Source organism: Streptomyces sp. NPDC006197, from assembly GCF_040613865.1.
Lineage (GTDB): Bacteria > Actinomycetota > Actinomycetes > Streptomycetales > Streptomycetaceae > Streptomyces.
On the sequence record NZ_JBEXSZ010000063.1, the window covers coordinates 18,832 to 44,149 of the forward strand.

Below are 25,318 nucleotides of genomic sequence, written 5' to 3' on the forward strand. Positions count from 1 at the left end.
CGCCCGACGGCGGCGACCCGGGGGCTCCGGCCCCGCCGGGTCGCCGCTCAGCCGGACGCGCGGGGGAAGAGCGCCCGGGGCGTGTCCACGCAGGTGTCCCGCGAGACCGGTCCGCCGAACCGCAGCCGGTCGTACGCCGTGAACGCCGGCTCCAGGGCGTCCAGCTCGTCCACGCGCGCGTGGAGGGCGGCGCGCCACTCCGGCGAGGGGTCGTCCCCGGCCGCCGCGAGGCGCGCGGTGATCTCCGCCGTCAGCTCGTCCTTCCGGTGGATGTTCGCCGGGGTGACCGCGTGCAGGCAGACGTACCGGCCGCTCAGGTACGCCGCCCACTCCTCCTCGCCCCGGTCCGGGTCCTCCCAGTGCCCGGTGAACCACGCGCGCAGGCGGTCGGCGCCGCCCGCCGCGTCGGCGAGCGCGAACAGATCGCGCGGCACCATCTCGGCGCCGTCCGACCGCAGATAGCCGGGCAGCGGCAGCAGCCCCGCGAGCATCAGCGACCGGACCTCGTCGGGGTGCCGGCCGAGGGCGGCGCACAGCGTGTCCAGCGGGACGAACTGGGCGGTGACGTACGCGTCGTCGGCGGCGGTCATCGGATGGTCGCCGTTCACCTCACGGAACCGCTCGGCGATCCGCGCGGACGGCGACCGTTCCTCCGCCGGAGCCCTGTCCGTCGGAGTCCGGTCCTCCGCCGCCCCGTCCTCCAGTGCCCCGTCCTCCGCTGCCCCGCCCTCCAGCGTCCGGTCCTCCAGCGCCCGGCCCGTCGGCGTCCGGTCCGTCATCGCGTCACTCCTCGGGAAGGCCGTCCGGGCCGGTCCCGGACGGTGTTCCCGCAGGCTAGAAGCCGGACCGTGCGGCGCCCACCGAACCGTCGCCGGCACGACCCGGGTCCGGTGTCTCCAGCGGCGCCGCACGACCGGCGGTCCATGAGGGGGCGTCAGGCCCGGCGGGCCGTCCTGCGCCGCCACCCCCACAGGGCGAGCGCGGCGGCGCAGGCCGAGCCCACCAGGGTCAGCGGAAGGCTGGCCGACGGGCCCGAGGGCTCCGCCTCCCGAGCCTCCCTCACGGGCGCGGCCGCCGTCTCGGCCCCGGGCCGGGGCGCCGCCGCCTCCGCGCCGCGCCCCTTCCGGGCCACCGACACGGCCCGCGTGCCCGGGTCGGCCGCGGCCTTCGCCCGTACCGGCGCGAGCGAACCCACCGGCCGCACCCGGCCCGCGGCCTCGAAGCCCCAGTCGAGCAGCGCCCGGGCCTCCTCGTACACGGCGAACCCGCCGCCCCTCTGAGGGTTCATCACCGAGACCACGAGCGTCCGGTCACCGCGCCGGGCCGCCGAGATCAGGGTGTTGCCCGCGTTGCTCGTGTAGCCGTTCTTGATCCCGAGGAGCCCGGGATAGCGGTCCACCCCGTCCGCACCCGTCAGAAGCCGGTTGGTGTTGGCGATGCCGTACGACCAGGAGCCGGCCGGGAAGTCCGCGTACGCCGTCGAGCAGTACCGGGCGAAGTCGGGGTTCTGGAGCCCGGCCCGGCCGAACACCGCCAGGTCGTACGCGGAGGACACCTGCCCGGGGGCGTCGTACCCGTCGGGGGAGACCACGTGGGTGTCCTCGGCGCCCAGGGAGCGGGCCTTCTCCTGCATCTGCCGGGTCGTCGACTCCCAGCCGCCGTTCATCGCCGCCAGCACGTGCACGGCGTCGTTCCCCGAGCTGAGGAAGACGCCCTTCCACAGGTCCGAGACCTTGTACGTGTACCCCTCCTTCACCCCGACCAGGCTGCTGCCGGCCCCGATCCCGGTCAGCTCGGAATCGGCCACGGTGTGCCGCTCGGACGGCGCGTGGCGGGGGAGCGCGGTGAGCGCGAACAGCGCCTTGAGGGTGCTGGCCGGGGGCAGCTTCCGGTGCGCGTTCCGCGCGGCGAGCACCTCGCCCGAGGAGGCGTCCGCCACGACCCACGACAGCGCGGAGACCGACGGCACGGAAGGCGCTCCCGGCAGCCGCTGCACCTGCGTGCCCCGCCGGTCGAGGCGCGCCGGATCGACGTATTGGCGCGCGGGCGGCGTGGGCTCCCCGACGGAGGACGTGACGGAGGGGACGAGTGCGGCGGGAGAGGCGGCGGCCGCCGGAACGGGCAGCACGAACAGCAGCGCCGCGGAACCGGCGGCGGCATGACGGACAGCTGACGTGACGATCATTCAGCCACCGTAGGAAGGAGGTGCGGACCGCGCAGATCGGAGTGCGCCGACCGGCGTAGCGGGTGTGGCGTACGGCGGCGCGTCGTGCGTCTGCCCGGGTGGCGGCCGACCGCCCGGCCCGCTGTCGGTGGCGCAGGGCATCCTGGTGACGTGTCCTCACACCTGCACCAGAACAACCCCGTTCCGGGCCCCGCCGCCGGAGCGGTCCCCGCCGAACCGGCGGCCCGGTCCGTCCCCGGCCCCGCCCGGGCGCCCGGGACCCCCGCCGCCGGCCCCTTCGGCGCGCCCGCCCTCCGGGCCGAGTGGCAGGCCCGCACCGCCCCCGTCGGGCACATGATCGTGTGCGGCGACGACGCCCTCGCCCACCGCCTCGCGCGCGAACTCCACGAGGTGTACGGAGAACAGGTCACGCTCCTGGTGCCGGCGCTGCCCGACACGCCCCGGGCCCCCGCCGGCCGCACCGGCCGGGCGCTCGCCCTCTTCGGGCGGGTGACCGCCGCCGTCACCCGCACCACCGCGGCCGGAGCGACGGCCGCGACCCCCGCGGACGGCGCCGACCCCACCGGCGCCCTGCGGGTCGTCGAGGCGCCGGAGGCGGACGACCGGGCCCTGACGGACGCCGGGGCGGAGCGCGCCGCCGCACTCGCCCTCGTCCACGAGGACGACGAGACCAACATCCGGGCCGCGCTCACCGCCCGCCGTCTCAACCCCCGGCTGCGCCTGGTGATCCGGCTCTACAACCGCAAACTGGGTCAGCACCTCGAAACCCTCCTCGACCAGGCCGCCGCCGTCGCCGAACCAGGGCTCGACCCCGAGAAGCTCGACGCCGCCACCACGGTCCTCTCCGACGTCGACACCGCCGCCCCCGGCCTCGCCGCGGCCGCCGTCGCGGGCACCAGCAAGGTGGTCCAGGCCGGAGGGCTGCTGCTGCACGCCGTCGACCGGCCGCCCGTCGCCGGCCAGGCGCCCGACCCGGGGCTCTGCACGCTCGCCCTGCTCTCGGCCACCGCCGGCGACCCGGCCGGCTGCGAGGGCTCCGAGCGCAGCGGCGACGCCGGCCCCCGGCTCCTGCCCGACGACCGGACGGTCGCCGCGGCCACCGGACGGGCCGCCGTCACCCTCGAAGCGGTCACCCCGGCGGGCCCGGCCCTCCCGGCGGCCCGCCTCGCCGCCTCCGCGCTGCCCGTCGCCTCGCTCTTCTCCCGCCGCCTGCGCTGGTCCCTCGCCGGTGCCGTCGCCGCCGTCCTCGCGCTCGCCCTCGCCTCCACCTTCACCACCGGCGACCACCCCCTGCACGCCGCCTATCTGACGCTGCTCGACGTCTTCGCCATCGGCGACCCGGCGGTCGGCGAGCCGACCGGCCGCCAGGTCCTGCAGATCCTCGCCGGGTTCGTCGGTCTGCTCCTGCTGCCGGTGATCGTCGCGGCCCTCCTCGAAGGCCTCGGCACCTTCCGTACCGCGACCACCCTGCGCCGCCCGCCGCGCGGGCTCTCCGACCACGTCGTCCTCCTCGGGCTCGGCAAGGTCGGCACCCGCGTCCTCGCCCGGCTCCGAGGACTGAACATCCCGGTGGTGTGCGTCGAATCCGACCCCGAGGCCCGGGGCATCGCCGTCGCCCGCAGACTGCGCGTCCCCACCGTCATCGGCGACGTCACCGAGGAAGGCGTCCTGGAGGCGGCCCGCATCCACCGCGCGCACGCCCTCCTCGCCCTGACCAGCGTCGACATCACCAACCTGGAGGCCGCGCTGTCGGCCCGCGCCGTCACCCCCGACCTGCGGGTCGTGCTGAGGCTCTACGACGACGACTTCGCCACCGCCGTCTTCCGCACCCTGCGCACCGCCCACCCCGGGGCCCTCACCCGCAGCCGCAGCGTCTCCCACCTCGCCGCGCCCGCCTTCGCGGGCGCCATGATGGGCCGCCAGGTCCTCGGAGCCGTACCCGTCGAGCGCCGCGTCCTCCTCTTCGCCGCCGTGGACGTCGTGGACCACCCGCTCCTGGACGGCCGGACGGTCGCCCAGGCCTTCCACCCCGGCGCCTGGCGGGTCATCGCGCTCGACAGCGGCGGCCACGGCCCCTCCGGTCAGGGCTGGCGCCTCGCGCCCGAGCGGCTCCTCGGCCCGGGGGACCGGGTCATCGTGGCCGCCACCCGCCGAGGCCTGGCCGAACTCCTCGGCCGAGGCGCTCGGGGTGACCGGGGTGACCGGGGCGACCGGGGCGACCGGGGTGAGCGTGGCGGACGGACCGACGGAGACGAGCGGCGTGACCGGACCCGCCCCGGTGCCGCGGCCGGAGGGGAGAGCGCGCCGGACAACTCCGTACGAACAGAGCGGGGTTGACCGTAGGATCTGACCGCCCACGTGCCGAGACGGCCCGCATCCGCAGTCAGGAGTCCCTTCCTTGAACACACCGCACCCCGCCCCGGCCGCCGCCCGTCCGCCGTACCGCATGGACCCGGCGGGCGCCTGCCCCCACGCGGCGAACGCCCGGCTGCTCGCCGAGGGCGCCGTGACCCCCGTGGTGCTGCCCGGCGAGATCGAGGGCATGGCGGTGCTCGGCCACGACGCGCTGCGGGAGTTCCTCACCCATCCCGATGTCGCCAAGTCCCCCGGCCACTTCACCGCCCTCGCCGAGGGCCGCATACCCGAGGGCTGGCCGCTGCTGACCTTCGCGACCGTGCCCGGCATGACCACCGCCGACGGGGCCGACCACCGCCGTCTGCGCACCCTGGTCAGCAGTGCCTTCACCGCCCGCCGGGTCGAGGAACTCCGTCCGCGCGTCGAGGCGGTCGCCGCCGGACTCCTCGACGGCCTCGCCGAGGCCGCCCGCACCGGTGACGGCGTCGCCGACCTGCGCCGCCACTACGCCCTGCCGCTCCCGCTCGGCGTCATCTGCGAGCTCCTCGGCGTCGACCCGGCCCACCAGGACCGGCTGCACCACCTCTCCAGCCAGGTCGTCGCCACCGACACCGAGCCCGCGCAGGCGGTCGCCATCAACCGCGAACTCGTCGACCTCCTGGCCTCCGTCGCCGCCGCCAAGGCGACCGCCCCCGGCGACGACCTCATCAGCGCCCTGATCGCCACCCGCGACGAGGGCGGCGACCGGCTCAGCCAGCCCGAACTCCTCGGCACCCTGGTCCTGATGATCATCGCGGGCCACGAGACCACCCTGAACCTCGTCACCAACGCGGTCCGGGCGCTCTGCGCCCACCGCGAGCAGCTCGCCCTCGTCCTGGAGGGCCGCGCCGACTGGGCCGACGTGGTGGAGGAGACCCTCCGCTGGGACAGCCCGGTCAGCTACTTCCCGTTCCGCTACCCCACCCGTGACCTCACCGTGGACGGCACCCTCATCCCTCGGGGCACCCCCGTCCTCGCGGGATACTCGGCGGCGGGCCGCGACACGAAGGCGCACGGCCCGGACGCCGACCGCTTCGACATCACCCGCGCCGCGACGGTGAAGCACCTCTCGCTCGGCCACGGCCCCCACTACTGCCTGGGCGCCCCACTGGCCCGGATGGAGGCCGAGATCGCCCTGGAGGCGCTCTTCACCCGCTTCCCCGACCTGGACCTCGCGGTCCCGGAGGCCGAGCTGACCCGCCACTCCGGCTTCGTCGGCAACAGCGTCCGGGCCCTCCCCGTCCGCCCGGGCGCCTGACCGCGCGCCGCCCTCAGCCGGTCCGTCCCCAGGCGCCCGCGGGGGAAGCCCGCAGGGAGGAGACGAGGCGCAGCAACCGGTCCTCGTTCCCGGCGAGGCCCGCGGCACGGAGCGCCTCGTCGGCCTCGGCCATCGGGTGGGTGAGCATCACTCCCGCGTACGGGGCGAGCTGCGGGTCGGTCAGCACGGCCTGCGTGGACTCGAGCAGCCGCAGGTACGCCTGGGCGGCCGCGCGCTCGCTGGCGGTGATCGTGGTCATGTCGGGCTCCCTCTCGACAGTTCGGCGCCTACCACCTTCTCGTACGGGTCTGACATTGATACTCGTAGCGGGTTCCGGTGGTCGTGGCTCAGGGTCTGACTGACGTCCTGCTGGGCTGTCCTGCGGTTGTTCTGTCCGGCCGCCGGGACCCGTTCTCCACGGCTCCGGCCAGGTGGAACATGACCTGATAGGAGCTTGGCCACAGGCCCCCTCAATGTCCTGTCTGCCCCACCCGGCCGGCGTCACCTCCGGCCCGGAAGGCAGCTGACAGGATGACCGTGACGACCACACCCGCCGCCGAACCGGATGTGGTGTTCGGCGGAGGGGACTCCCACGCGGACACGATCCACGTCGCGGTCATCACCGACCGGGGCGGCCACGTCGCCGACGCCGAGTTCCCGACCACGGCGGCCGGATACGCCGCGGCGATCGCCTTCCTGAGCGCCCACGGCACGGTGACCGCCGTCGGCGTCGAGGGAACCTCCTCCTACGGTCTCGGGTTCACCCGTGCCGCCCGCCAAGCGGGCCTCACCGCGGTCGAGGTCAACCGGCCCGACAGGGCCGAGCGGCGCCGGATCGGCAAGTCCGATCCCATCGACGCCTACGCAGCCGCCCGCGCCGCGCTGTCCGGCCGGGCATCGGTCATGCCCAAGGACGACACCGTCAGCGGCTTACGCGCCCTCCACAACGCCGCCCGGTCTGCCGTCAAGGCCCGCACCGCCACGTTGAACCAGATCGCGCACATCCTCATCACCGCCCCGGACGACATTCGCGGCAAGTACGCCGCCCTGCGCGGCAAGGCACAGGTCGACGCGATCTCCCGGCTCCGTCCCACCGGCGACGGGCCGCGCGTCGCCCTCCTGACCGCGCTGAAGGCCCTCGCCCGCCGGGTCCAGGCTCTGACCGCGGAACACGACGCCCTCACCACCGTCGCCGAGCACTTCGGCGTCTGGCCGGCGGTGATCTCCTGCATCGAACGCGGCACACGCCGCGACGACGACCTCGCCGGCGCCTACCGCGACTGGCTCACCGCGGCCTGACCGTTCCGGACCCGGCGGACGTCGGTCGGGACCGCAGGACCCGTGACAGACCTCGTCAATGAGTCCCGCAGGCTGGGCCGGCCCCAGGTCAGCGGTGCCGGCCGCCCCTCTTGAAGGACCGGGGGCGGGAGCGACCTTGCGGCGGCAGCCTGCTGCGGCGATGAAAGTGGATCACCAGGTGCATGGCGACGGCGACCGGGACAAGGAAACCTGCGATCCATGACGAGCGCAGTGTGATGTCGGCCAAGGACGTTGCCGTCTTCCAGCCATGAGGAAGGCCGATGAGAACGGCCGAGACCAGGAGCGAGAGCACGGCCGACACCAGCACGGCGACAGCCACCCGGCCAGCGAGCCCTTCCCACCACGCCCTCGTGGCATCCCGATCCACGCTGCCTCCCCCGCCCGTCATGCGGGCATTGTCGCTCACGACCTACGGCACGCAACAGAACAGCGACACGCAACCAGCAGCACAGAAGGCAACCCTGCGCAGGAACCCCTTGACGATCGATAGGAGCATCAATCGGGCTCAGGACCGTCCGCCGAGGTGCGCCGTCAGCCGCTCCAGGAACACCCGCTGCCCGGAGACGAGCAGCGGAGCGGCGGCCTCCGGCGCGAACCAGCCGACCCGGTCGATCTCCGGGAACGCCTCCCGGACGCCCGATCGGGGCGGCCACTCCATGACGAAGGTCCCCGGCACCACCTCGGCCGGGTCGAGGTCGCCCTCGACGGCCCACACGGTGACGAGCTTCCCGTTCCGCTGGCGGGCCTCGCCGAGGGCGAACCACTCGCCGTCGGGGGCCGGGAGGCCCAGCTCCTCCAGGAACTCCCGGCGGGCCGCGGCCTCGGGAGCCTCGTCGGGCTCGTACTCCCCCTTGGGGATCGACCAGGCCGACTCCTCGCGGGCCGCCCAGAAGGGCCCGCCCATGTGACCGATGAGGACCTCGACGCCCCCGCCCGCCGTACGGCGGAAGACCAGAAGACCCGCGCTGCGCTTGTCCGGCATGCGCCCCAGTGTGGCCGAAGGGCCCGGCCGCCGCAGCCCCCCCGCGCGGCTTTCGTCCCTACTCCTCCGCGTCGACCGTCACGGGGCCGCCCGCGAGGTCCACACCGCTCGTCCACCGGGCCCCGAGCCGCACCGAACGCCACGGGACGAGCGTCCCGTCCAGCCGCTCCCGCCGCAGCGCGACACCGTCCTGGGCGACGGTCAGGACCGGGCGCGCGAGCCGCCGCTCCGGCCGCACGAGCAGGGGGGCGGCCTCCGGCCCCAGCAGGCCGGGCGTCACCCATCGCAGCGGGCCCGTTGCCGTCACGGGCACCCCGGCGGCGGGCCAGGGGCGGCCGCCGAGCCGTTCGAGCACCGCCCCGGCCACCGCGCGTCCCTCGGCGGCGGCCACGAGCGCCGGCTCCACCCCGCGCAGGAGGTTGCCGACGGCGAAGACACCGGGCTCGGCGGTGCGGAAGCCCCGGTCCGTCACGGGGCCCCGGGTGCCGGGCGCGAGCGGCAGCCCGCGGGCGCGGACGAGCTCGTGGTCCGGGATCCAGTCGCCGGTGAAGACCACCGTGTCGCACCGCAGCACGGCCGTCCGTCCGTCCCCGCCCCGCACCGCGACCCCCGTCAGCCGGCCGCGTCCGAGGAGCTCCGTCACGACCGCGCCGGCGAGGACCGGCGCTCTGGCGAACGCGACGGCGGGGGAGGGGAGTTCGGTGACGACGGCCGCCACGTCGACCCCGGCCGCGCGCAGCGTGCGCACCGCGCCCCGGGCCACCGGATCGCCGCCGACGACCACCGCCCTGCGCCCGATGTGCTCCCGTCGCGGCCCGAAGCGCAGGACCGTCCGCTGGAGTTCGCCCGTGGTCAGCACCCCCGCCGGCCGCGTGCCCGGGACGAGCCGGGCGCTGCGGGGCCGCTCACGGGCCCCGGTGGCGAGGACCACCGCGCCCGCCCGGACGCGTTCGAGTCCGGTCGGGGCGGTGACGTCCAGGGTGAGGGGCCCGGCCCAGCCGGTGGCCGAGACCCCGGTACGGACCGTCGCCCCCGCCCGCAACGCCTCCCGCACCGCGCGTCGCGCGTACGCCGGGCCGTCCAGGGCGCGCCCCCGGGCGTCCGCGCCGAACCCCGGCCGGGAGCAGTGGCGGGGCGCCCCGCCGGCCGCGGCCTCCCGCTCCAGGACCTCGACGCGGCCCGCGCCCGCCGCCGCGAGCCGCGCGGCCGCGGCGAGCCCGGCGGGTCCCGCGCCCACGACGAGGACGTCGACCGCACGGGTCACGACGCCCCCTCCCCGTACCGCATTGCCCGGCTCATCGTGCCCGTCCCCGTACGACACCGCTTGGTTCACCGTGCCCGTCCCCGTACTCCGCCGCTCGGCTCACCGCGCCCCCTCCCCATACCGCACCGCGCCGCCCTCTTCCTGCTGCGGCCGCTCCTCGAACAGTGCCCGCACCTCCGCGCCGCAGTGGTGGCCCTGGCAGCGGCCGCCCCGGGCGCGGGTCCTGCGCCGCAGCCCGTCGAGGCCGCCGGGCGGGATCGTCGAGGCGAGCGCGGCACGGATCTCGCCCCGGGTGACCCGCTCGCAGTGGCAGACGATCGTCCCGAACTCCGGGTCGCGGGCGATGAGTCCGGCGTCCCGGTACGGGCGGGGGAAGGCCTCGCCGAGGTTCGGCATCCGGACCGGGGCGAGCGGGCGGGCCGGCCCCGGGTCGAGGCCGCAGTCCGCGAGGAGGCCGAGCACGTGCTCGGCGATGGCCAGGGAGGCGGTGAGCCCGGTGGAACGGATCCCGCCCACCGTCACGTACCGCAGCCCGGGGTGGGCGGCGATCCGGTAGTCCTCCTGTCCGGTGGCGGCCCGCAGCCCCGCGTAGACGGCGGTGACCTCCTCGTCGAGGAGCGCGGGGAGGATCCGGCCGCCCTGCTCGCGCAGCCCGGCGAGGCCCTCCGCCGTCGTGCCCGTGGCGGTCTTGTCGTCCAGGTCCTCGGCGGTGGGCCCGAGCATGACGTTCCCGTACACCGTCGGCGAGACGAGCACGCCCTTGCCGAGTGGCCCGGGCACCGGCAGCAGGATGTGCCGGACCAGGTCGCGGGCGAACTTGTCGAAGACGAGCAGCTGGCCCCGGCGCGGGGTGACGGTGAAGTCCTCCCGGCCGACCAGCGCGTCGAACGCGTCGGCGTGGAGACCGCAGGCGTTCACGAGGAGACGGGTCCGCAGCACTCCGCGCCGGGTGACGAGCCGGTGGTACGGATCGCCCGGACGCACCTTCTCCACCCGGCAGTTCAGATGCAGGTCCGCCCCGGAGCGGACGGCCTGCGTGGCGTACGCGAGGGTGGTCGTCCACGGGCAGGTCACGGACTCGCCCGGCACCTCGAGGGCGCCCAGGGCGCCAGGGCCCAAGTGGGGCTCACGCGCCGCGAGTTCCTCGGCGGTGAGCAGCCGCGTGGTGCGGTGGCCGTTGCGCTCCGCCTTCTCCGCGAGCCGGGGGAGCGCCGCCCGCTGCTGCTCGTCCCAGGCGACGAGCAGCGCCCCCAGCGGCTCCACCGGGATGCCCGCCTCTCGCGCGTACGCGTTGAGCAGGCGGTGTCCCTCGCGCACCAGGCGGGCTTCCAGAGTGCCGGGCACCGCGTCGAAACCGGTGTGCAGGATCGCGGTGTTGGCCTTCGAGGTGCCGTCGCCGACGTCGTTCGCGGCCTCCACGAGCGCGATCCGCAGCGGATGGCGGGCCAGGGCCCGGGCGATCGCGGAACCGACGACGCCCGCGCCGACGACCACGACGTCGTACTCCGCGGCCCCGCCGGTGGGCAGCGGCCCGGTCCGCGTCACGCTCATACGACCCTGCCGTCGAAGCCGTCGAAGCCGTCGAAGCCGTCGCCCGCCCCGGTCGCCCCGCCGCCGAAGCCGTCGCCCACGCCGGTCGCCCCGCCGCCGGCGCCGTCGCCCGCACCGGCCGCCCCGCCGGCGCCGTCACCCGTACCGGCCCCGCCCGTCGACCGCTCCACCAGCGCCGACACCTCCGCGCGGAAGCGCGCGAGGCGTGCCGCCGCCTCGTCGCCCGAGATCCGGGGCTCGTACACGGCCGAGGGCTTCCATTCCGGTACGGCCTCGCGGAGCGTGAGCCCCGGCTGGTGTCCGAGCCGGGCGACCGCGCCGACCCCGAGCGCCGTGGCGTCGGGCAGCGAGGAGACCTCGACGGGGAGTTGCAGCAGATCGGCCTGGGTCTGCATGAGCAGCGCCGACCGGGTCAGACCGCCGTCGGCGCGCAGCGAGGTCAGCGGCGCTCCCCGGTCCGAGGCGGCGGCCGCGGCGAGCTCCACGACCTGGGCGGCGATGCCCTCGCACAGGGCGCGCACCAGATGGCCCGGCCCGGTGTCCAGGCCGAGGCCGGTGAGCGAGCCGCGCACGTCCCCCCGCCACCAGGGCGCGGCGAGCCCCGCGAACGCCGGGACGAAGGTGACGCCCCCGGTGTCGGGGACGCCGCCGCCGACCGCGTCGAGCTCTCCGGCGCCGGAGATCACGCCCAGGTCGGTGAGCCAGCGCACGGCCGAGGCGACCGTGTACACCTGTCCGTCGAGGCAGTGGGTGACGCGCCCGCCGAGCCGCCAGGCCACGCAGCTCACCAGGCCGGAGGCGGTGCGCCGGGGTTCGGGGCCGGTCTGCGCGAGGAGGAAGGCGCCGGTGCCGTAGGTGCACTTGGCGGCGGCGGGGTCGTCCGCGCTCTGGGTGAGCAGCGCCGCCTGCTGGTCCACCAGAAGGCCGGTGAGTGGCAGCGCGGGGCCGAACGCGGTCGTGGTGCCGACCGGGGTGTCGCAGTCCACGACCCGGGGGAGCGCCTCGCCGCCGAGTCCGTACAGGTCGAGGGCGGTCTTCGACCAGGCGACCGTGTCGAGGTCGAGGAGACCGGTCCGTCCGGCGGTCGCCGCGTCCGTGACGAACGCGCCCGTGAGCCGGTGGACGAGCCAGGCGTCGCTGGTGGTGACCACGCCGGCGCCGGTGGCGTGGCGGCGGATCCAGGCCATCTTGGGCGCGGCGAAGTAGGGGTCGACCGGAAGGCCGGTGAGGCGGCGCAGCTCCTCGGCGTGGGCGTCGAGACCGGCGCAGACCGCGGCGGCCCTGCGGTCCTGCCAGACGAGGGCGTCGGTGAGCGGTTCCCCGGTGGCGGGGTCCCAGGCGAGCACGGTCTCGCCCTGGTTGGCGAGGCCCACGGCGGCGACCGGCACGTCCGCCTCGGCGAGCGCCGCCCGTCCGGCGGCGACCACGGAGTCGTACAGCTCACGCGGGTCGACCTCGACCAGGCCGCCGGGGAGGTGGCGGGGTCGGACGGGCGCCGTCCCGGTGCCGACGACACCGCGCTCGGGGCAGAGGACGAGGGCCTTCGTGCCCGACGTGCCCTGGTCGACGGCGAGTACCGCTCCGCCCGTCATCCCGCTGCTCCCTCGCTCGAACCGCCGGTGATCATCCGGTCACCGAAAAGGGCCAGGGTGCCGCCGCCGGAGGTCTTCGTCAAGGCTCGGCGGCCGAGCACGTCAGGTCTCCCGGAATACCTGACAGTAAGTCAAATTTGGTCGTTGTCTTAATAGTTACTGTCGCAAAAGAAAGTGGACCGGTCGCGTCCAGAGCCCTCTATAGTGATCGCCGATCAACGGCCGGGACGCCCGCCGAGGGGGCTGACCACCCCCTCCATCCACCGAGGACCCATGTCACCCACATCACCCCCCGCCCCCTGATGGCCGGACACGGATTCCGGCCCGTCTACCACCCCGCCGGCCATGACCACGCCCTGCGCAACGCCGTCCAGGACCTGCGCACGGGCCGCTGGGTGTCCATGGCCCGTCTCCTCGACGAGACCTCCGACTGGGAGGCCTGGACCCGGCGCACCCAGGTCCTCGCCGCCGTCGCCGCGGGCAGCGACGTCGTCCCCGTCTGGCGCGCCGAGCAGCCCGAGAGCCCCGCCGCCGCCGTGATGCACAGCCGGGTCGCCGTCGAGCGCGCCGTCCGCGCCCACCGGGCCGGCCACACCCGGACCCGGGAGCTCTGGCAGGAGGCCCTGTCCGCCTGCCGCGAAGCCTCCGACCGGTCGCCCGCCGACCCCGTGCCCTGGATCGGCCTGATCGCCCTCGCCGTCCTCGACGGCCGCCAGCGCATGGCGGAGCACCGGCTCACCCCGCCGGCGCCCATGCTGCCGCCCGGCCCCTGGGGCCTGCTCGCCGAGGTGGAGAAGAGGGACCCGCACAACCGCGAGGCCCACCACCGCATGCTGCAGTTCGTCTACGCCCGGCAGTCCGGTCCCCTCTCCGAGGCCGTCAACTACTCGTACTGGGCCGCCGGTTCGGCCCCCGTCGGCTCCGCCCTGCGCGCCCTCCCGCTCTACGTCCGCGTCGAGCGCTACCGGCGCGAGCGCGGCCACGAGCGCGCCCTCGACCTCCACTGGGTCGCCGAGGACGCCGTCCGCGACGCCCAGCGCGCCCTCGACACCTGGTTCCTCTTCTGCGCCACCGACGAGGCCTCGCTGCTCGACCTCAACCACCTGGCGCACGCCCTCTTCGGCGCCCTCCGCTTCGCCGACGCGGCCCGGGTCTTCCAGGCCCTCGGCCCGTACTACACGACCCTCCCGTGGGCCTACCGCACCGCTCACCCGGACGACCGGGCCCTCGCCGAGGAGGTCTTCCTGCGCGCCCGCGCCCGCTGCCTCGGCGGCTGACGCGCCGCCGCGCCCCTTGCTTGCACCCCCTGCCCCCGCTTCCCCCGTCCCCCGGAGGTCCCATGTCCCGCACCGCCCCCGCCGACGCGATACGCAAGCCACCGCCGGCCCAGGACGAGGAGGCGAGACTCAGAGAGCTCGGCTACCAGCCCGTCCTCGCCCGCCGCATGGACGGCTTCGGCAACTTCGCGATCAGCTTCTCCGTCATCTCCGTCCTCTCCGGCTGCATGACCCTCTACGGCTTCGGCCTGGGCACCGGCGGACCCTCCGTCATGCTGTGGGGCTGGGTCGGCGTCGGCCTCTTCGTCCTGTGCGTGGGCCTCGCCCTCGCCGAGGTCACCAGCGCCTACCCCACCTCCGGCGCCCTCTACTACATGGCCGACCGGCTCGGCGGACGCCGCTGGGGCTGGTACACCGGCTGGCTGAACCTGCTCGGTCTGCTCGGCGCCATCGCCGGCATCGACTACGGCGCCGCCCTCTTCACCGGCGCCTTCCTCAACCTCCAGTGGGGCTTCGTGCCCACCCCGGGCTCCACTTTCCTCGTCTTCCTCGCCATCCTGCTGCTCCACGCCGGACTCAACCTCTTCGGCGTCCGCCTCGTCAGCGTCCTCAACTCGGTCAGCGTCTGGTGGCACCTGATCGGCGTCGCGGTCATCGTCGGCGCGCTCGCCTTCGTCCCCGACCGGCACCAGTCCGTCGAGTTCGTCTTCACCGAGTTCGTCAACGACACCGGCTGGGCCAACCCGTTCTACGTCGCCGCGATCGGCCTGCTCCTCGCCCAGTACACCTTCTCCGGCTACGACGCCTCGGCCCACCTGTCCGAGGAGACGTCCAACGCCTCCGTCACCGCCGCCAAGGGCATCGTCCGGGCCATCTGGGTCTCCTGGCTCGCCGGCTTCGCGCTCCTCGCCGGCCTCACCTTCGCGATCCAGGACTACGCGGCCACGCAGAACAGCGCCACCGGCGTCCCGCCCGCCCAGATCTTCCTGGACGCGCTCGGCTCCCGCGGCGCCGCCGTCCTGCTGCTCGTCGTGATCGTCGCCCAGCTCTTCTGCGGCAACGCCGAGGTGGCCGCCGCCAGCCGCATGGTCTTCGCCTTCAGCCGCGACAACGCCCTTCCCGGCTCGGCACTCTGGCGCAAGGTCAGCGGCAGCACCCAGACCCCCGTCCCCGCCGTCTGGCTCGCGGTCGTCGTGGCCGCGCTGCTCGCCGTCCCCTCGCTGTACTCGGCCACGGCCTACGGCGCCGTCACCGCGATCAACGTCATCGGCATCACCCCCGCGTACGCCATCCCCGTCTACCTGCGGCTGCGCGCCGGGAACCGCTTCGTCCCCGGCCCGTGGAGCCTCGGCCGCTGGAGCAGGCCCATCGGCTGGATCGCCGTCGTCTGGGTGGCGTTCGTGACCGTCCTCTTCTGCCTGCCGCAGAAGTCCCCGGTGAACGTCGACACCATGAACTACGCCGCGATCGCGCTCGTCGTCGTCCTCGTCCTCGCCAGCGTCTGGTGGTACGTCGCCCGCCGCTCGTACGGCACGCCGACCGCGTACGGAACCGCCCGCGAAGAGGCCGAGATCGCCGAGGGCATCGTCTGACGACGGAGCCCGGCCCCGGGGGCGCGTCCGATCCGATCGGACACGCCCCGTCCGCGCACCGCGGACCGGACAGGGCGGGGGTCAGGCGCTGAACTCGTAGGTCCAGGGGGCCGACCGGGCCGAGAAGTCGATGTCCGTGATCTCCAGGGCGTGCCCGTGCTGGTCGCTGACGACCCGGTGGACGACCAGCCGCGCCACGCCGCCGGCCGTCGTGAGCGGACCGGGCGGGACGCCGACAGACTCGCGGTGGGTGATCCGCAGTCCCGCCTGGTGCATCCAGTGGTAGAGGAGCCGCAGGTCGGGCTGTCGGTGGCAGTCCATGCCCCGGCGGTACCGGGAGAGCTGGGGGATCTCGGCGAGGGCCGGCCGGGAGAACCACGACACCGCCCGCTGGAGCGCCGCCCCGTGCGGTCCGAGGACCGTGTGCCGGTGGACGAGGGTCGGCTCTCCCGGGGTGAGCAGGAGCCGTGAGGCCAGGGCGGCGGGCGGCGGCTCCCAGGTGAGCGAGGCCCGGACGAGCGCCTCGGCCGCCCGCGGTCCGCCGGGGAACGTCGGCCGGCGGGCCGCGAGGACGGGGTCGGCCGGCTCGGGCCCGGTCCTCTCGACGGCGGCGAAGGTGCCGCGCCGGTCGGTGACCACGAGCCTTTCCTCCCTGAGGAGTTGAAGCGCGCTGCGGACGGTCTGCCGGTTGACGTGGTAGCGCTGGGACAGCGTGCGTTCCGACGGGAGCCGGCTGCCGGGGGAGATGCGCCGCTGGGCGAGGTCCTCGCGCAGGGCGGCGGCGACCCGGAGATAGAGCGGCGTTTCCGCCACAGCCTCGGAATCGGGCTCGACCATGATCAACCCTCTCTTTGCTCAGCGTGACGGCGTGGGCCGTGTGGGTGATCAATTCCTATCATTGGTCTAAACCATTTAGCCAGGGTGCTCCGGCAGAGTGGCCGAAACGAGCGAGGCGCCTTGTAATGAGGTTCCAGGTGACAGGCCGGTCACGTGGCGGCGGCAGAAGGCGGGTGAGGCCGGATGACAACACCGTCGGAGCGCGCCGCTCGGGGCAAGGCGGCCCGCAAGCACGTCCCCCGCACCTCCCACGGCCGTTGGATACCCAGCTCACAGCGCCCCGACCCGCTCGACGTCCTGGAGCGCCAGTCCCTGGACCGGCTCCCCGACCTCGTCCCCCTCCGCTACGGCAGGATGGCGGCCTCCCCCTTCGCCTTCCTGCGCGGCGCCGCCGCCGTCATGGCCGCCGACCTCGGCGCCGACCGCCACACCGGGCTCACCGTCCAGCTGTGCGGCGACGCCCACCTGCTCAACTTCGGGGTGTACGCCTCACCCGAACGGACGCTCCTCTTCGACGTGAACGACTTCGACGAGACCCTCCCCGGGCCCTTCGAGTGGGACGTGAAGAGGCTCGCCGCCAGCATCACCGTCGCCGCCCTCCAGAACGGCAGCGCCAAGCCCAAGGCCCACCGTGCCGCGCTCGTCGCCGTCGAGTCGTACCGCACGGCCATGCGCCGCCTCGCCGGACTCGGAGAACTCGCCGTCTGGTACGAGCGGATCTCCGCCGACGACATCCTCCACGTGGTGCGCGGCGAGGATCGCGCCCGCCTCACGAAACGGCTCGCCGGCGCCCGCCGGCGCACCAGCCTCCAGGCCCTCGAAAAGCTCACCGGGACGGACTCCGAGGGCAACCGGCACATCGTCGACGACCCGCCGCTCCTCGAACGCGCCACGGACGTCGACCGGATCACGCTGGGGAAGATCTTCAGCGACTACCGCAGCTCCCTCGCCGAGGAGCGCCGCGTCCTCCTCGACCGCTACCGCTTCGTCGACGCCGCCCGCAAGGTCGTCGGAGTCGGCAGCGTCGGCACCCGCTGCTTCGTCCTCCTCCTCGAAGGACGCGACGACACCGACCCCCTCATCCTCCAGGTCAAGGAGGCCGGACGCTCCGTCCTGGAGCCGTACCTGGCGCCGACCGCCTACCCCCACCAGGGCCGCCGCGTCGTCTGCGGCCAGCGGCTGACCCAGGCGGCGAGCGACATCTTCCTCGGCTGGATGACCGGGCCCGAGCAACGCCACTTCTACTGGCGGCAGCTGCGCGACATGAAGGGCTCCGTCGAGGTGGAGACCATGTCCCCGGCCGCCCTGCGGGACTACGCGCGGCTCTGCGGCCGGGCCCTGGCCCGCGCCCACGCCCGCTCGGGCGACCGCATCGCCATCGCCGCCTACCTCGGCGGCTCGGACGTCTTCGACCGCGCCGTGGCCGACTTCGCGCTCTCCTACGCCGGACAGAACGCCGACGACTACGCGGCCCTCGGCGCGGCCATCGCCGCGGGCATGGTGACGGCGGCCCCGGGCGCCTGAACTGCTCCGAGTGGAGTCCACGAGTGGTGGGGTCCCCCGCCACGACCGCAGGCTGATCAGCACAGTGCCCGCCCGGACCACGCCGTGGCGGGCCGAGTCGCGCGGTGTCGTCCCGGTCGGGACGCCCGTGGTCCACAGAGAGACCCGATCACATGACGGAACACGACACCGTACGAGCGCGCGCCCGGCGCCCGTACGGCCGACGACGCTCCCGAGGCGCGCGCACCGGGCTCGCGCTCGCGGCGGCCGGACTCACCCTTCTGGGCGCGGCCGGTCCGACCGCGGCAAGCCCCCCGGCGGCGGGCAGCACTTCGACACCGGGCGACGCGGTGTCACCACCCGCTCGCGGGCCCCACCCGGGAGGCCCGGCACGGTTCGTGCCCGCCCCCTGCCCGCGGACGCCCGACCCGGTCCCCGGCCGGTGCGGCTTCCTGGAAGTGCCCGAGAACCGCTCCCACCACGGCCGAGGCCGGACCATCCGGCTGGCCGTCGCGATCATCCCGGCCGTCTCGGCCCGGCCGGCCCACGAGCCGGTGGTGTTCATGGAGGGGGGACCCGGCGGCGACGCCTTCGACAACATCCCCTTCCTCATCGGCTCCGGGGTGAACCGGAACAACGACCTGATCGTCATGGCCCAGCGCGGCGCGCTCCACTCGCAGCCGAACCTCGCCTGCCCGGAGATCGACCGCTTCAACGTGAAGGCCGTGGGGCTGCGTTACGACGCCCCCTCGACCGGGCGGCAACTGGTACGCGCGGCCAAGGAGTGCCGGCAGCGGCTGACGGCCGCCGGAGCCGACCTGAGCGCCTACAACACCACCGAGAACGCCGCGGACTTCGCCGACCTGCGCAAGGCGCTCGGCATCCACCGGTGGAACGTCTACGGGTACTCGTACGGCACGAACCTGGCCCTCACCTACATGCGGCGCCACCCCCAGGGGATCCGCTCGGTGGCAATCGACTCGCTCGCACCCCCCAGGGTCGTGAACCTGCCGTGGACCTGGGACAGCGCCGCCGAGGGGATCGGCGAGATCTTCGCGGCGTGCGAGGCCCGGCCCCGGTGCAAGACCCGCTACCCGCACCTCCGGCGCACGCTCGACGAGCAGGTCCGCCGCCTCGAAGCGCACCCCCTCACGCTCATGGCCGAGCCGCCGGGGGGTGGGGCCCCGGTCAGGGTCGACATCGACGGGGGCGCGCTGATCAACATCCTCGTCGCCAACACCGTCAAGGCCGTCGACGTCCCCGCCGCGCTCGACGAACTCGCCCACGGCAACCCCGAGCGCTTCGCGCGGGCGCGGGCCGTCGACGTGGGGACCGTCATCGGCGCGTTCGCCCACGGCCTGACGCAGTCGGTCGCCTGCGCCGAATGGGTCCCCGGCTACTCGGAGCACGACGTGCTGAAGGCAGGCCGCCGCAACTTCCCCGGGTGGCCGGACTCGGTTCTGGCGCAGCCTCCGCAGCTGCCCTTCGAGCACGACGTGTGCCGGGCCTGGAACGTCCCCGATCGCACCGCGATCCAGCGGGTGGCCACCTTCAGCAGGATCCCGACGCTCCTCCTCTCCGGAACCTTCGACCTGAAGACCGGCGCGAGCTGGGCCCACGTCGCGGCCCGCACGCTGCCCGGCTCGACCTCCGTACGGATCCCCGGCATCGGCCACTGGGTCGTTCCCCAGTCGCCCTGCGCGGCGAGCGTCCTCGCCTCCTTCCTCGCCCGTCCGACCGCGCCCGACACGGGCTGCGTGACGGGACTTCAGCCCCCACCCTTCACCCTCACCCCCTGACACGGAGACCACATGATGTCCCTTCGACCACCCCACCGCCGGCGCACCGCGCGACGGCTCCCGGCCGCGCTGGCCGGGGCGACCGCCGGTGTCCTCGCGGTCGGCCTCGTCGCGGCACCCGCCCATGCCGAGTCCGGCCCCGCGGCGCCGCTCGGCACGGTCGCCCGGACGGCGGGTCACGCCCGCTTCGTGCCGGGGCCCTGCCCGAGGACCGCGGACCCGATTCCCGCCCTGGAGGACGCCCACTGCGGGACGCTCACCGTCCCCGAGAAGCGGCGCCACGGGCACGACAAGGGCCGGGGACGCAGGATCACCCTCGCCGTGGCGATCGTCCCGGCGGCCACGAAGAGGCACGCGGGCGACCCGATCGTGTGGCTCGCCGGCGGACCCGGCGACGACGCGGTGTCGGAGATCCCGATGGCGCTGGGCGGCGGCCTGAACCGCGACCGGGACCTGATCTTCATGTCCCAGCGGGGCACCTACTCGGCCGAGCCGGAGCTCACCTGCCTCAACGTCGACCAGTTCAACGCGCGCGCCCTCGGCCTCGTCTCCAACGCCCCGTCCACCGGCCGCCTCCACGTCCGGGCGACGCGGGAGTGCCGCGACCGGGTGGTGGCGCGCGGGGCCGATCCCAGCGCCTACAACGACACGGAGAGCGCCGCCGACCTCGCGGACCTGCGCAAGGCGCTCGGCATCCGGCAGTGGAACGTGTTCGGCATCTCCTACGGCACCGAACTGGCGCTGCAGTACATGCGGCTGCACCCGGAGGGCATCCGGTCGGTCGGCATCGACGGCGTCCTGCCGCCGTCCCTGGCCGGCGGGGCCGTGACCTGGAAGGCCGCGCGAGAGGGCTTCGACGGCATCTTCAAGGCCTGCGCGGACCAGCCCGCCTGCAACACCCGCTATCCGCATCTGAAGGCCACCTTCGAGCGCCTCGTCGTCGACCTCGAAGCCCGGCCGGCCACCACCACCGTCACGGTGCCCGGGCAGCCCGCGCCGGTGAAGGTCGTGATCGACGGCGGGACCCTGGTGACCTGGCTGACCTTCGCCTCCCACCTGGCGGAGGGAGTGCCCCGCTCCATCGACGAACTGGCCCACGGCAACCCGCAGCGGATCGCCGAGCAGCTGGCGGGCGGCAAGTACAGCCCGGCGGCCCTGGGGCGGGTCTCCCACGGTCTCGTCTACGGCATCTTCTGCAGCCAGTGGACCCCGTACGAGAGTCAGGAGGACATCATCCGGGGAGGGCGGCGCGCGTTCCCGTCGTTCCCCCGCTCGCTCCTCGCCAACGCCCCGCAGCTCGCCTGGCTCCACGACGACTGCCGAGCCTGGGACGTCCCCCCGGCGGACCCCTCGATCCGCAGCAGGACCTACAGCGACATCCCGACCCTCGTCCTGTCCGGCGGCTTCGACTCCCAGACCGCGCCGAGCAACGGCGCCTACGTCGGACGCACGCTGAGCCGGTCCACCGTCGTCACGGTGCCCTACGTCGCCCATGTGGTCTTCGCGGACTCGAAGTGCGCGCAGACGATGACCGTCTCCTTCTTCGACCGCCCGACCGCGCCGGACACCGGCTGTCTCGCGGGCCTCGAACCGCCCACGTTCGAGATCGGCACATGAGCTGACGCGAGGGGCGGCGGTGCGGATCCACCGCCGCCCCTCGCCCCGCTAGCCGTCCGTACGGCGCAGCGGCGGCTCGGCCGGGGTCGCGTGGACCGGGCCGAAGAGCACCGCCCGTGCCACGGCGGGGGCGAACAGGACCGTCATCGGGGCGGTCAGGGTGATCGCCTTGCGGAAGGCCGCCCCGACGACCGGGTCGCCGGCCGCCCGCTCCTGCACCCGGCCCATGTACCAGCCGACCGCCTTGTCCAGCGCGCCGGGGGCGTCCGCGCCGCCGACGGCGCCGGGCATCTTCTTGTCGGCGCCCGTCGAGACGTCCCACGCCTGCCGGGAGGCGTCGAGGAGGGCGCGCTGCACCCGCCGGGTGGTCGGGGTGCGCTTCGGGTCGGCGAGTGCCCGGCGCAGGGCGACGGCGGAGATCGCCGCCACCGCCATGCCCTGTCCGTAGACCGGGTTGAAGGCGCAGAGCGCGTCGCCGGTGGCGAGGAAACCGGCCGGACGGCGGCCCGGACGGTCGTACCGGCGCCGGATGTTGGCGGTCTTGCGGAAGCCGTACACCGGCGACACCGGCTCCGACCGCGCCAGCCACTCGCTGATCAGCGGGTGCGGCATCCGCTTCGTGAACTCCTCGAACGCCCCCTCCTCCGTGGGCGGTTCGCTGCCCCGGAGCCCCGAGAGGGTCACGAGGTGCGTCCCGTCGCCGACGGGCAGCACGACGGCCCCGTACTCCTGCTCGGGGTTGGGCACGATGAAGTAGCCCATGGCGTCGCTGTCCAGCACTCCGGCCGGGGCGCGGTAGACCCGGGTGCTGTACGCGAGACCGGTGTCGATGGTCTCCTCGTGCGGGGCCTCGGCGCCGATCGCCGCCAGCCAGTCCGCCGCCTTCGTCGACCTGCCGGAGGCGTCGACGACCAGATCGGCCTCCAGGACACGGGTCTCCTTCTCGGCTCCCGCGCCGCGCTCGCGCAGCCGGACGCCGCGGACGCGCGAGGAGTCGCCGGTCAGGCCCACCGTCTCGTGGCCCTCGACCACTTCGATCCGAGGATCGGCGAGCACCCGCTGCCGCACCAGCCACTCCAGCTGCGGGCGCGCGCCCGAGTAGAAGTGGACGGTGGCGGGCAGCCGGTGCATCCACTTGCCGTTCTGCCACTGCACCATGTCCTCGGGCACGCCCACCTTGGGCGCGCCGAGCTCGCGCAGCTCCTCCATGAACCCCGGGAGCAGCTCGTCGAACGCCTCCTGCCCGCCCGCGATGAGCACGTGCAGGTGCCGGCCCTGCGGGACGCCCGGTCGGGCGTCGGGCCCCTCCGGGTAGCGGTCGCGCTCGACGACCGTCACCTTCTCGGCGTGCTCGGCGAGCACCCGAGCGGCAAGCAGTCCAGCGAGACTTCCTCCGATGACCACCGCGTGACGTGTCGCGCGGCGCCCCAAGTCGTCGGCCATACCCGCCCCTTCGTGTCGTGGAACTACTACCGATCAGTATCCACGTCGGTGGGGGCGCCGTCGCGTGCTCCGAGCCGCAGGTGCTCGATGTGGTAGACGGCCTCGTCGAGGAGCTGGGCGACGTGGTTGTCGTAGAGGCTGTACTCGATCCGGCGGCCCTGACGGACGCCGGTGACCAGGCCGAGCGCGCGGAGCAGCCGGAGCTGGTGGGAGACGGCGGACTGCTCCATCTCGACGGCGGCGGCGAGTTCGGTGACGCCGCACGGGCCCTGGCGGAGCGTGGTGAGGATCATCAGCCGGGACGGGGTGGCGAGGGCCTGGAGGGTGGCGGCGATGGTGGCCGCGGACTCGGCGTCCAGGTGGGGTGCGGGGGTGGTCCTGCCGTTCGCTCCGTGTCCCATGCGCTCATCGTAGCGGCGCTCGTATGTCAATAAGTGAAGACCTCTTCATGTGTTCGGGTATGGTGGTCCTCCGCCACCGCCGCGTGGCCGTCCCCTCCCCGCCTCCCTCGAAAGAGGTGTCCTCCCCATGGCCCTCCCGGAGCTCGACACCCCGCAGGCCCCCGCCCCGTCACGCCCGCCCGCGCCGCCGCGCCGCACCCCGGCCACGGCCCTGCCCGAGGTGCGGTGGGCCGCACTCGCCGTCCTGGCCTTCCTCGCCGCCCTCCCGCTCGACCTGGCCGGCGCCCCGGCCTGGTCCTGGGGCCCGCTCTACGCGATCTGCTACGCCGCCGGAGGCTGGGAACCCGCCCGGGCCGGACTCCAGGCGCTGAAGGAGCGCTCCCTCGACGTCGACCTGCTCATGGTGGTCGCCGCGCTCGGGGCCGCGGCCATCGGCCAGTACCTCGACGGCGGGCTCCTCATCGTCATTTTTGCCGTCTCCGGCGCGCTGGAGGCCCTCGCCACCCGCCGCACCGCCGACTCCGTCCGCGGCCTGCTCGACCTCGCCCCCGCCACCGCCGTCCGGCTCGCGGCCGGGAGCTCCGACCACGAGGAGACCGTCGCGGCGGCCGCCCTCGTGATCGGCGACACCGTCCTCGTACGGCCCGGGGAACGGCTCCCCGCCGACGGCACCGTCCTGCGCGGCACGAGCGACGTCGACCAGGCGGGCATCACCGGCGAACCGCTCCCCGTCCCCAAGGCGGCGGGCGACACGGTCTTCGCCGGCACCCTCAACGGCTCCGGGGCGCTCCGCGTCCGCGTCGACAAGGACGCGGCCGACTCCGTCATCGCCCGGATCGTCGCCCTCGTCGAGGAGGCGAGCGCGACCAAGGCGCCCACCCAGCTCTTCGTGGAGAAGATCGAACAGCGCTACTCGGTCGGCGTCGTCGTCGCCACCCTGGCCCTCTTCGGCCTGCCCGTCGCCCTCGGCGCCGACGTCACCGAAGCCCTGCTCCGGGCGATGACCTTCATGATCGTCGCCTCGCCCTGCGCGGTGGTCCTCGCCACCATGCCACCGCTGCTCTCCGCGATCGCCACAGCCGGACGCCACGGCGTCCTCGTCAAGTCGGCGGTCGTCATGGAGCGGCTCGGCGCGGTGGACCGGGTCGCCCTCGACAAGACCGGCACCCTCACCGAGGGGACGCCGAAGGTGACCGCCGTCCACGGCGACGCGTCCGCCCTCGCCCTCGCCGCGGCCGCCGAACTGCCCAGCGAGCACCCGCTGGCCCGCGCCGTGGTGGCCGAGGCCCGCGCCCGAGGCCTGGACATCCCCGAGGCGAGCGACTTCACCGCCGAGCCGGGGCAGGGCGTACGGGCGGTGGCCGGCGGCCACGAGGTGCGGGTCCGCCGGGCGGCGGGCAGCCACTCCGACACCGCCGTCGAGGTCCTCGTCGACGGCGCCCCCGCCGCCGTCCTCCACCTCTCCGACCGGCTCCGCGACGGTGCCCCCGAGGCCGTCGCCGCCCTCGCCCGGCTCACCGGGACCGCCCCGGCGCTGCTGACGGGCGACAACGCGGGCGCGGCCGCCCGGATCGCCGCCGAGGCCGGACTCACCGACGTCCGCGCCGGACTTCTCCCGCACGAGAAGGCCGAGGCCGTACGGGAGTGGGAGCGGGCGGGCGCCAAGGTGCTGCTCGTCGGCGACGGCGTCAACGACGCCCCGGCCCTCGCGGCCGCCCACGCCGGCATCGCGATGGGCCGGGCCGGTTCCGACCTCGCCCTGGAGACCGCCGACGCGGTCGTGGTCCGCGACGAACTCCGCGCCATCCCGGCCGTGGTGGCCCTCTCCCGCCGGGCCCGGCGCCTGGTCGTCCAGAACCTGGTGATCGCGGGCACGTGCATCGGCGCCCTCGTCGCCTGGGACCTCGCGGGCCACCTCCCCCTCCCCCTGGGCGTTGCCGGCCACGAGGGCTCCACGGTCCTGGTGGGCCTGAACGGCCTGCGCCTGCTCCGGGAGTCGGCGTGGCGGAGGGCATCGGCGGGGGAGCCATAGGGCCGAGCCGCCACGGGCCCCCCGGCCACCCCCGTTGTAGGCAGTCGCTCCGCCGGGGCGGTGCCCACCCACCCCCGCTGTGGGCAGTCGCTCCGCCGGGCCGGTGCCCACCCACTCCCGTTGTGGGCAATCGTTCCGCTGGGGCGGAACGGGTGGGCACAACGGAACGGCGCCCCTAGCCGGCGCCAGAGGCTCCCGCGCCCTGACCCGCACCCCGTTGCGCGCCGCACTGTCGGTGCGGGTCAAGGCGCGGAAGGCGGAGCGCGCCCGC

At 74.9% G+C, this 25,318-nt stretch carries 20 protein-coding genes; 9 read left to right on the top strand and 11 right to left on the bottom strand.

What is annotated here, in order from left to right:
* Nucleotides 1-47: 47 nt before the first annotated feature.
* Together ABZ318_RS20635 and ABZ318_RS20640 are read right to left on the bottom strand one after the other, a co-directional pair.
* The gene (locus tag ABZ318_RS20635; RefSeq protein WP_356903910.1) at nucleotides 48-779 is read right to left on the bottom strand and encodes a DUF6058 family natural product biosynthesis protein; all 732 of its coding nucleotides are present in this window, start codon (nucleotides 777-779) and stop codon (nucleotides 48-50) included.
* A gap of 155 nt (nucleotides 780-934) precedes the next feature.
* Entirely contained in the window at nucleotides 935-2,185 is a 1,251-nt protein-coding gene (locus ABZ318_RS20640; protein ID WP_356903911.1) for a serine hydrolase, read from the bottom strand.
* A gap of 333 nt (nucleotides 2,186-2,518) precedes the next feature.
* On the opposite strand from ABZ318_RS20640, the gene ABZ318_RS20645 reads away from it, so the two are divergent.
* Both ABZ318_RS20645 and ABZ318_RS20650 read left to right on the top strand, forming a co-directional pair.
* On the top strand, nucleotides 2,519-4,522 hold the full coding sequence (locus ABZ318_RS20645) for an NAD-binding protein (RefSeq protein WP_356903929.1): 2,004 nt from the start codon (nucleotides 2,519-2,521) through the stop codon (nucleotides 4,520-4,522).
* 109 nt (nucleotides 4,523-4,631) lie between these two features.
* Nucleotides 4,632-5,837, top strand: coding sequence for a cytochrome P450 (locus ABZ318_RS20650; protein ID WP_356903930.1), 1,206 nt, complete (start codon nucleotides 4,632-4,634; stop codon nucleotides 5,835-5,837).
* Nucleotides 5,838-5,850: 13 nt separating this feature from the next.
* Here the strand turns inward: ABZ318_RS20650 and ABZ318_RS20655 are convergent, their stop codons facing one another.
* Nucleotides 5,851-6,096: a hypothetical protein gene (locus tag ABZ318_RS20655; protein ID WP_356903912.1), complete on the bottom strand. Its 246-nt coding sequence runs from the start codon at nucleotides 6,094-6,096 to the stop codon at nucleotides 5,851-5,853.
* A gap of 278 nt (nucleotides 6,097-6,374) precedes the next feature.
* Here ABZ318_RS20655 and ABZ318_RS20660 point away from each other — a divergent pair, with 278 nt between their 5' ends.
* Nucleotides 6,375-7,136: a transposase gene (locus tag ABZ318_RS20660; RefSeq protein WP_356903913.1), complete on the top strand. Its 762-nt coding sequence runs from the start codon at nucleotides 6,375-6,377 to the stop codon at nucleotides 7,134-7,136.
* An 88-nt stretch (nucleotides 7,137-7,224) separates the two neighbouring features.
* Here the strand turns inward: ABZ318_RS20660 and ABZ318_RS20665 are convergent, their stop codons facing one another.
* The 5 genes from ABZ318_RS20665 to ABZ318_RS20685 all read right to left on the bottom strand — a co-directional run bounded on the left by ABZ318_RS20665 (nucleotide 7,225) and on the right by ABZ318_RS20685 (nucleotide 12,546).
* A complete protein-coding gene (locus tag ABZ318_RS20665) occupies nucleotides 7,225-7,476 on the bottom strand; it encodes a hypothetical protein (RefSeq protein ID WP_356903914.1) in 252 nt (83 codons plus the stop codon).
* A 186-nt stretch (nucleotides 7,477-7,662) separates the two neighbouring features.
* Complete coding sequence (locus tag ABZ318_RS20670; protein ID WP_356903915.1) at nucleotides 7,663-8,139, bottom strand: NUDIX domain-containing protein; 477 nt, start codon at nucleotides 8,137-8,139, stop codon at nucleotides 7,663-7,665.
* A 58-nt stretch (nucleotides 8,140-8,197) separates the two neighbouring features.
* Nucleotides 8,198-9,403 carry an FAD-dependent oxidoreductase gene (locus ABZ318_RS20675; RefSeq protein ID WP_356903916.1) on the bottom strand — a complete coding sequence of 402 codons (1,206 nt, stop codon included), beginning with the start codon at nucleotides 9,401-9,403 and terminating at the stop codon, nucleotides 8,198-8,200.
* 99 nt (nucleotides 9,404-9,502) lie between these two features.
* Nucleotides 9,503-10,954, bottom strand: a complete 1,452-nt coding sequence (locus tag ABZ318_RS20680) for an FAD-dependent oxidoreductase (protein ID WP_356903917.1) — start codon at nucleotides 10,952-10,954, stop codon at nucleotides 9,503-9,505.
* Nucleotides 10,951-12,546 (bottom strand): FGGY family carbohydrate kinase, encoded by a 1,596-nt coding sequence (locus ABZ318_RS20685; protein ID WP_356903918.1) that lies wholly within the window; start codon nucleotides 12,544-12,546, stop codon nucleotides 10,951-10,953. Before ABZ318_RS20685 ends, ABZ318_RS20680 begins: the two co-directional genes overlap by 4 nt.
* Nucleotides 12,547-12,848: 302 nt before the next feature.
* On the opposite strand from ABZ318_RS20685, the gene ABZ318_RS20690 reads away from it, so the two are divergent.
* Nucleotides 12,849-13,823 carry a hypothetical protein gene (locus tag ABZ318_RS20690; RefSeq protein WP_356903919.1) on the top strand — a complete coding sequence of 325 codons (975 nt, stop codon included), beginning with the start codon at nucleotides 12,849-12,851 and terminating at the stop codon, nucleotides 13,821-13,823.
* Between the two features lie 62 nt (nucleotides 13,824-13,885).
* Nucleotides 13,886-15,415 (top strand): amino acid permease, encoded by a 1,530-nt coding sequence (locus tag ABZ318_RS20695; RefSeq protein ID WP_356903920.1) that lies wholly within the window; start codon nucleotides 13,886-13,888, stop codon nucleotides 15,413-15,415.
* Between the two features lie 81 nt (nucleotides 15,416-15,496).
* On the opposite strand, the gene ABZ318_RS20700 is transcribed toward ABZ318_RS20695, so the two are convergent.
* Nucleotides 15,497-16,252 (bottom strand): GntR family transcriptional regulator, encoded by a 756-nt coding sequence (locus tag ABZ318_RS20700; protein ID WP_356903921.1) that lies wholly within the window; start codon nucleotides 16,250-16,252, stop codon nucleotides 15,497-15,499.
* A 183-nt stretch (nucleotides 16,253-16,435) separates the two neighbouring features.
* Here ABZ318_RS20700 and ABZ318_RS20705 point away from each other — a divergent pair, with 183 nt between their 5' ends.
* The 3 genes from ABZ318_RS20705 (at nucleotide 16,436) to ABZ318_RS20715 (ending at nucleotide 21,171) form a co-directional block, all read left to right on the top strand.
* The gene (locus ABZ318_RS20705) at nucleotides 16,436-17,776 is read left to right on the top strand and encodes a DUF2252 domain-containing protein (RefSeq protein ID WP_356903922.1); all 1,341 of its coding nucleotides are present in this window, start codon (nucleotides 16,436-16,438) and stop codon (nucleotides 17,774-17,776) included.
* A 377-nt stretch (nucleotides 17,777-18,153) separates the two neighbouring features.
* On the top strand, nucleotides 18,154-19,554 hold the full coding sequence (locus tag ABZ318_RS20710) for an alpha/beta fold hydrolase (RefSeq protein WP_356903923.1): 1,401 nt from the start codon (nucleotides 18,154-18,156) through the stop codon (nucleotides 19,552-19,554).
* A 12-nt stretch (nucleotides 19,555-19,566) separates the two neighbouring features.
* Entirely contained in the window at nucleotides 19,567-21,171 is a 1,605-nt protein-coding gene (locus ABZ318_RS20715) for an alpha/beta fold hydrolase (RefSeq protein ID WP_356903924.1), read from the top strand.
* 48 nt (nucleotides 21,172-21,219) lie between these two features.
* Here ABZ318_RS20715 and ABZ318_RS20720 read toward each other — a convergent pair whose 3' ends face one another.
* Both ABZ318_RS20720 and ABZ318_RS20725 read right to left on the bottom strand, forming a co-directional pair.
* Nucleotides 21,220-22,614, bottom strand: coding sequence for an FAD-dependent monooxygenase (locus ABZ318_RS20720; RefSeq protein WP_356903925.1), 1,395 nt, complete (start codon nucleotides 22,612-22,614; stop codon nucleotides 21,220-21,222).
* Between the two features lie 26 nt (nucleotides 22,615-22,640).
* A complete protein-coding gene (locus tag ABZ318_RS20725; RefSeq protein ID WP_356903926.1) occupies nucleotides 22,641-23,015 on the bottom strand; it encodes a metalloregulator ArsR/SmtB family transcription factor in 375 nt (124 codons plus the stop codon).
* Between the two features lie 127 nt (nucleotides 23,016-23,142).
* On the opposite strand from ABZ318_RS20725, the gene ABZ318_RS20730 reads away from it, so the two are divergent.
* Nucleotides 23,143-25,047 carry a heavy metal translocating P-type ATPase gene (locus ABZ318_RS20730; protein WP_356903927.1) on the top strand — a complete coding sequence of 635 codons (1,905 nt, stop codon included), beginning with the start codon at nucleotides 23,143-23,145 and terminating at the stop codon, nucleotides 25,045-25,047.
* The last annotated feature ends 271 nt before the right edge of the window (nucleotides 25,048-25,318 follow it).

What these genes read in the sequence shown, in the direction of transcription:
- ABZ318_RS20685 (WP_356903918.1), bottom strand. Translation starts at nt 12,546, where the DNA reads ATGACGGGCGGAGCGGTACTCGCCGTCGACCAGGGCACGTCGGGCACG.
- ABZ318_RS20680 (WP_356903917.1), bottom strand. Translation starts at nt 10,954, where the DNA reads ATGAGCGTGACGCGGACCGGGCCGCTGCCCACCGGCGGGGCCGCGGAG.
- ABZ318_RS20645 (WP_356903929.1), top strand. Translation starts at nt 2,519, where the DNA reads ATGATCGTGTGCGGCGACGACGCCCTCGCCCACCGCCTCGCGCGCGAA.
- ABZ318_RS20650 (WP_356903930.1), top strand. Translation starts at nt 4,632, where the DNA reads ATGGACCCGGCGGGCGCCTGCCCCCACGCGGCGAACGCCCGGCTGCTC.
- ABZ318_RS20695 (WP_356903920.1), top strand. Translation starts at nt 13,886, where the DNA reads ATGTCCCGCACCGCCCCCGCCGACGCGATACGCAAGCCACCGCCGGCC.
- ABZ318_RS20640 (WP_356903911.1), bottom strand. Translation starts at nt 2,185, where the DNA reads ATGATCGTCACGTCAGCTGTCCGTCATGCCGCCGCCGGTTCCGCGGCG.
- ABZ318_RS20715 (WP_356903924.1), top strand. Translation starts at nt 19,567, where the DNA reads ATGATGTCCCTTCGACCACCCCACCGCCGGCGCACCGCGCGACGGCTC.
- ABZ318_RS20700 (WP_356903921.1), bottom strand. Translation starts at nt 16,252, where the DNA reads ATGGTCGAGCCCGATTCCGAGGCTGTGGCGGAAACGCCGCTCTATCTC.
- ABZ318_RS20705 (WP_356903922.1), top strand. Translation starts at nt 16,436, where the DNA reads ATGACAACACCGTCGGAGCGCGCCGCTCGGGGCAAGGCGGCCCGCAAG.
- ABZ318_RS20725 (WP_356903926.1), bottom strand. Translation starts at nt 23,015, where the DNA reads ATGGGACACGGAGCGAACGGCAGGACCACCCCCGCACCCCACCTGGAC.
- ABZ318_RS20670 (WP_356903915.1), bottom strand. Translation starts at nt 8,139, where the DNA reads ATGCCGGACAAGCGCAGCGCGGGTCTTCTGGTCTTCCGCCGTACGGCG.
- ABZ318_RS20655 (WP_356903912.1), bottom strand. Translation starts at nt 6,096, where the DNA reads ATGACCACGATCACCGCCAGCGAGCGCGCGGCCGCCCAGGCGTACCTG.
- ABZ318_RS20730 (WP_356903927.1), top strand. Translation starts at nt 23,143, where the DNA reads ATGGCCCTCCCGGAGCTCGACACCCCGCAGGCCCCCGCCCCGTCACGC.
- ABZ318_RS20635 (WP_356903910.1), bottom strand. Translation starts at nt 779, where the DNA reads ATGACGGACCGGACGCCGACGGGCCGGGCGCTGGAGGACCGGACGCTG.
- ABZ318_RS20720 (WP_356903925.1), bottom strand. Translation starts at nt 22,614, where the DNA reads ATGGCCGACGACTTGGGGCGCCGCGCGACACGTCACGCGGTGGTCATC.
- ABZ318_RS20690 (WP_356903919.1), top strand. Translation starts at nt 12,849, where the DNA reads ATGGCCGGACACGGATTCCGGCCCGTCTACCACCCCGCCGGCCATGAC.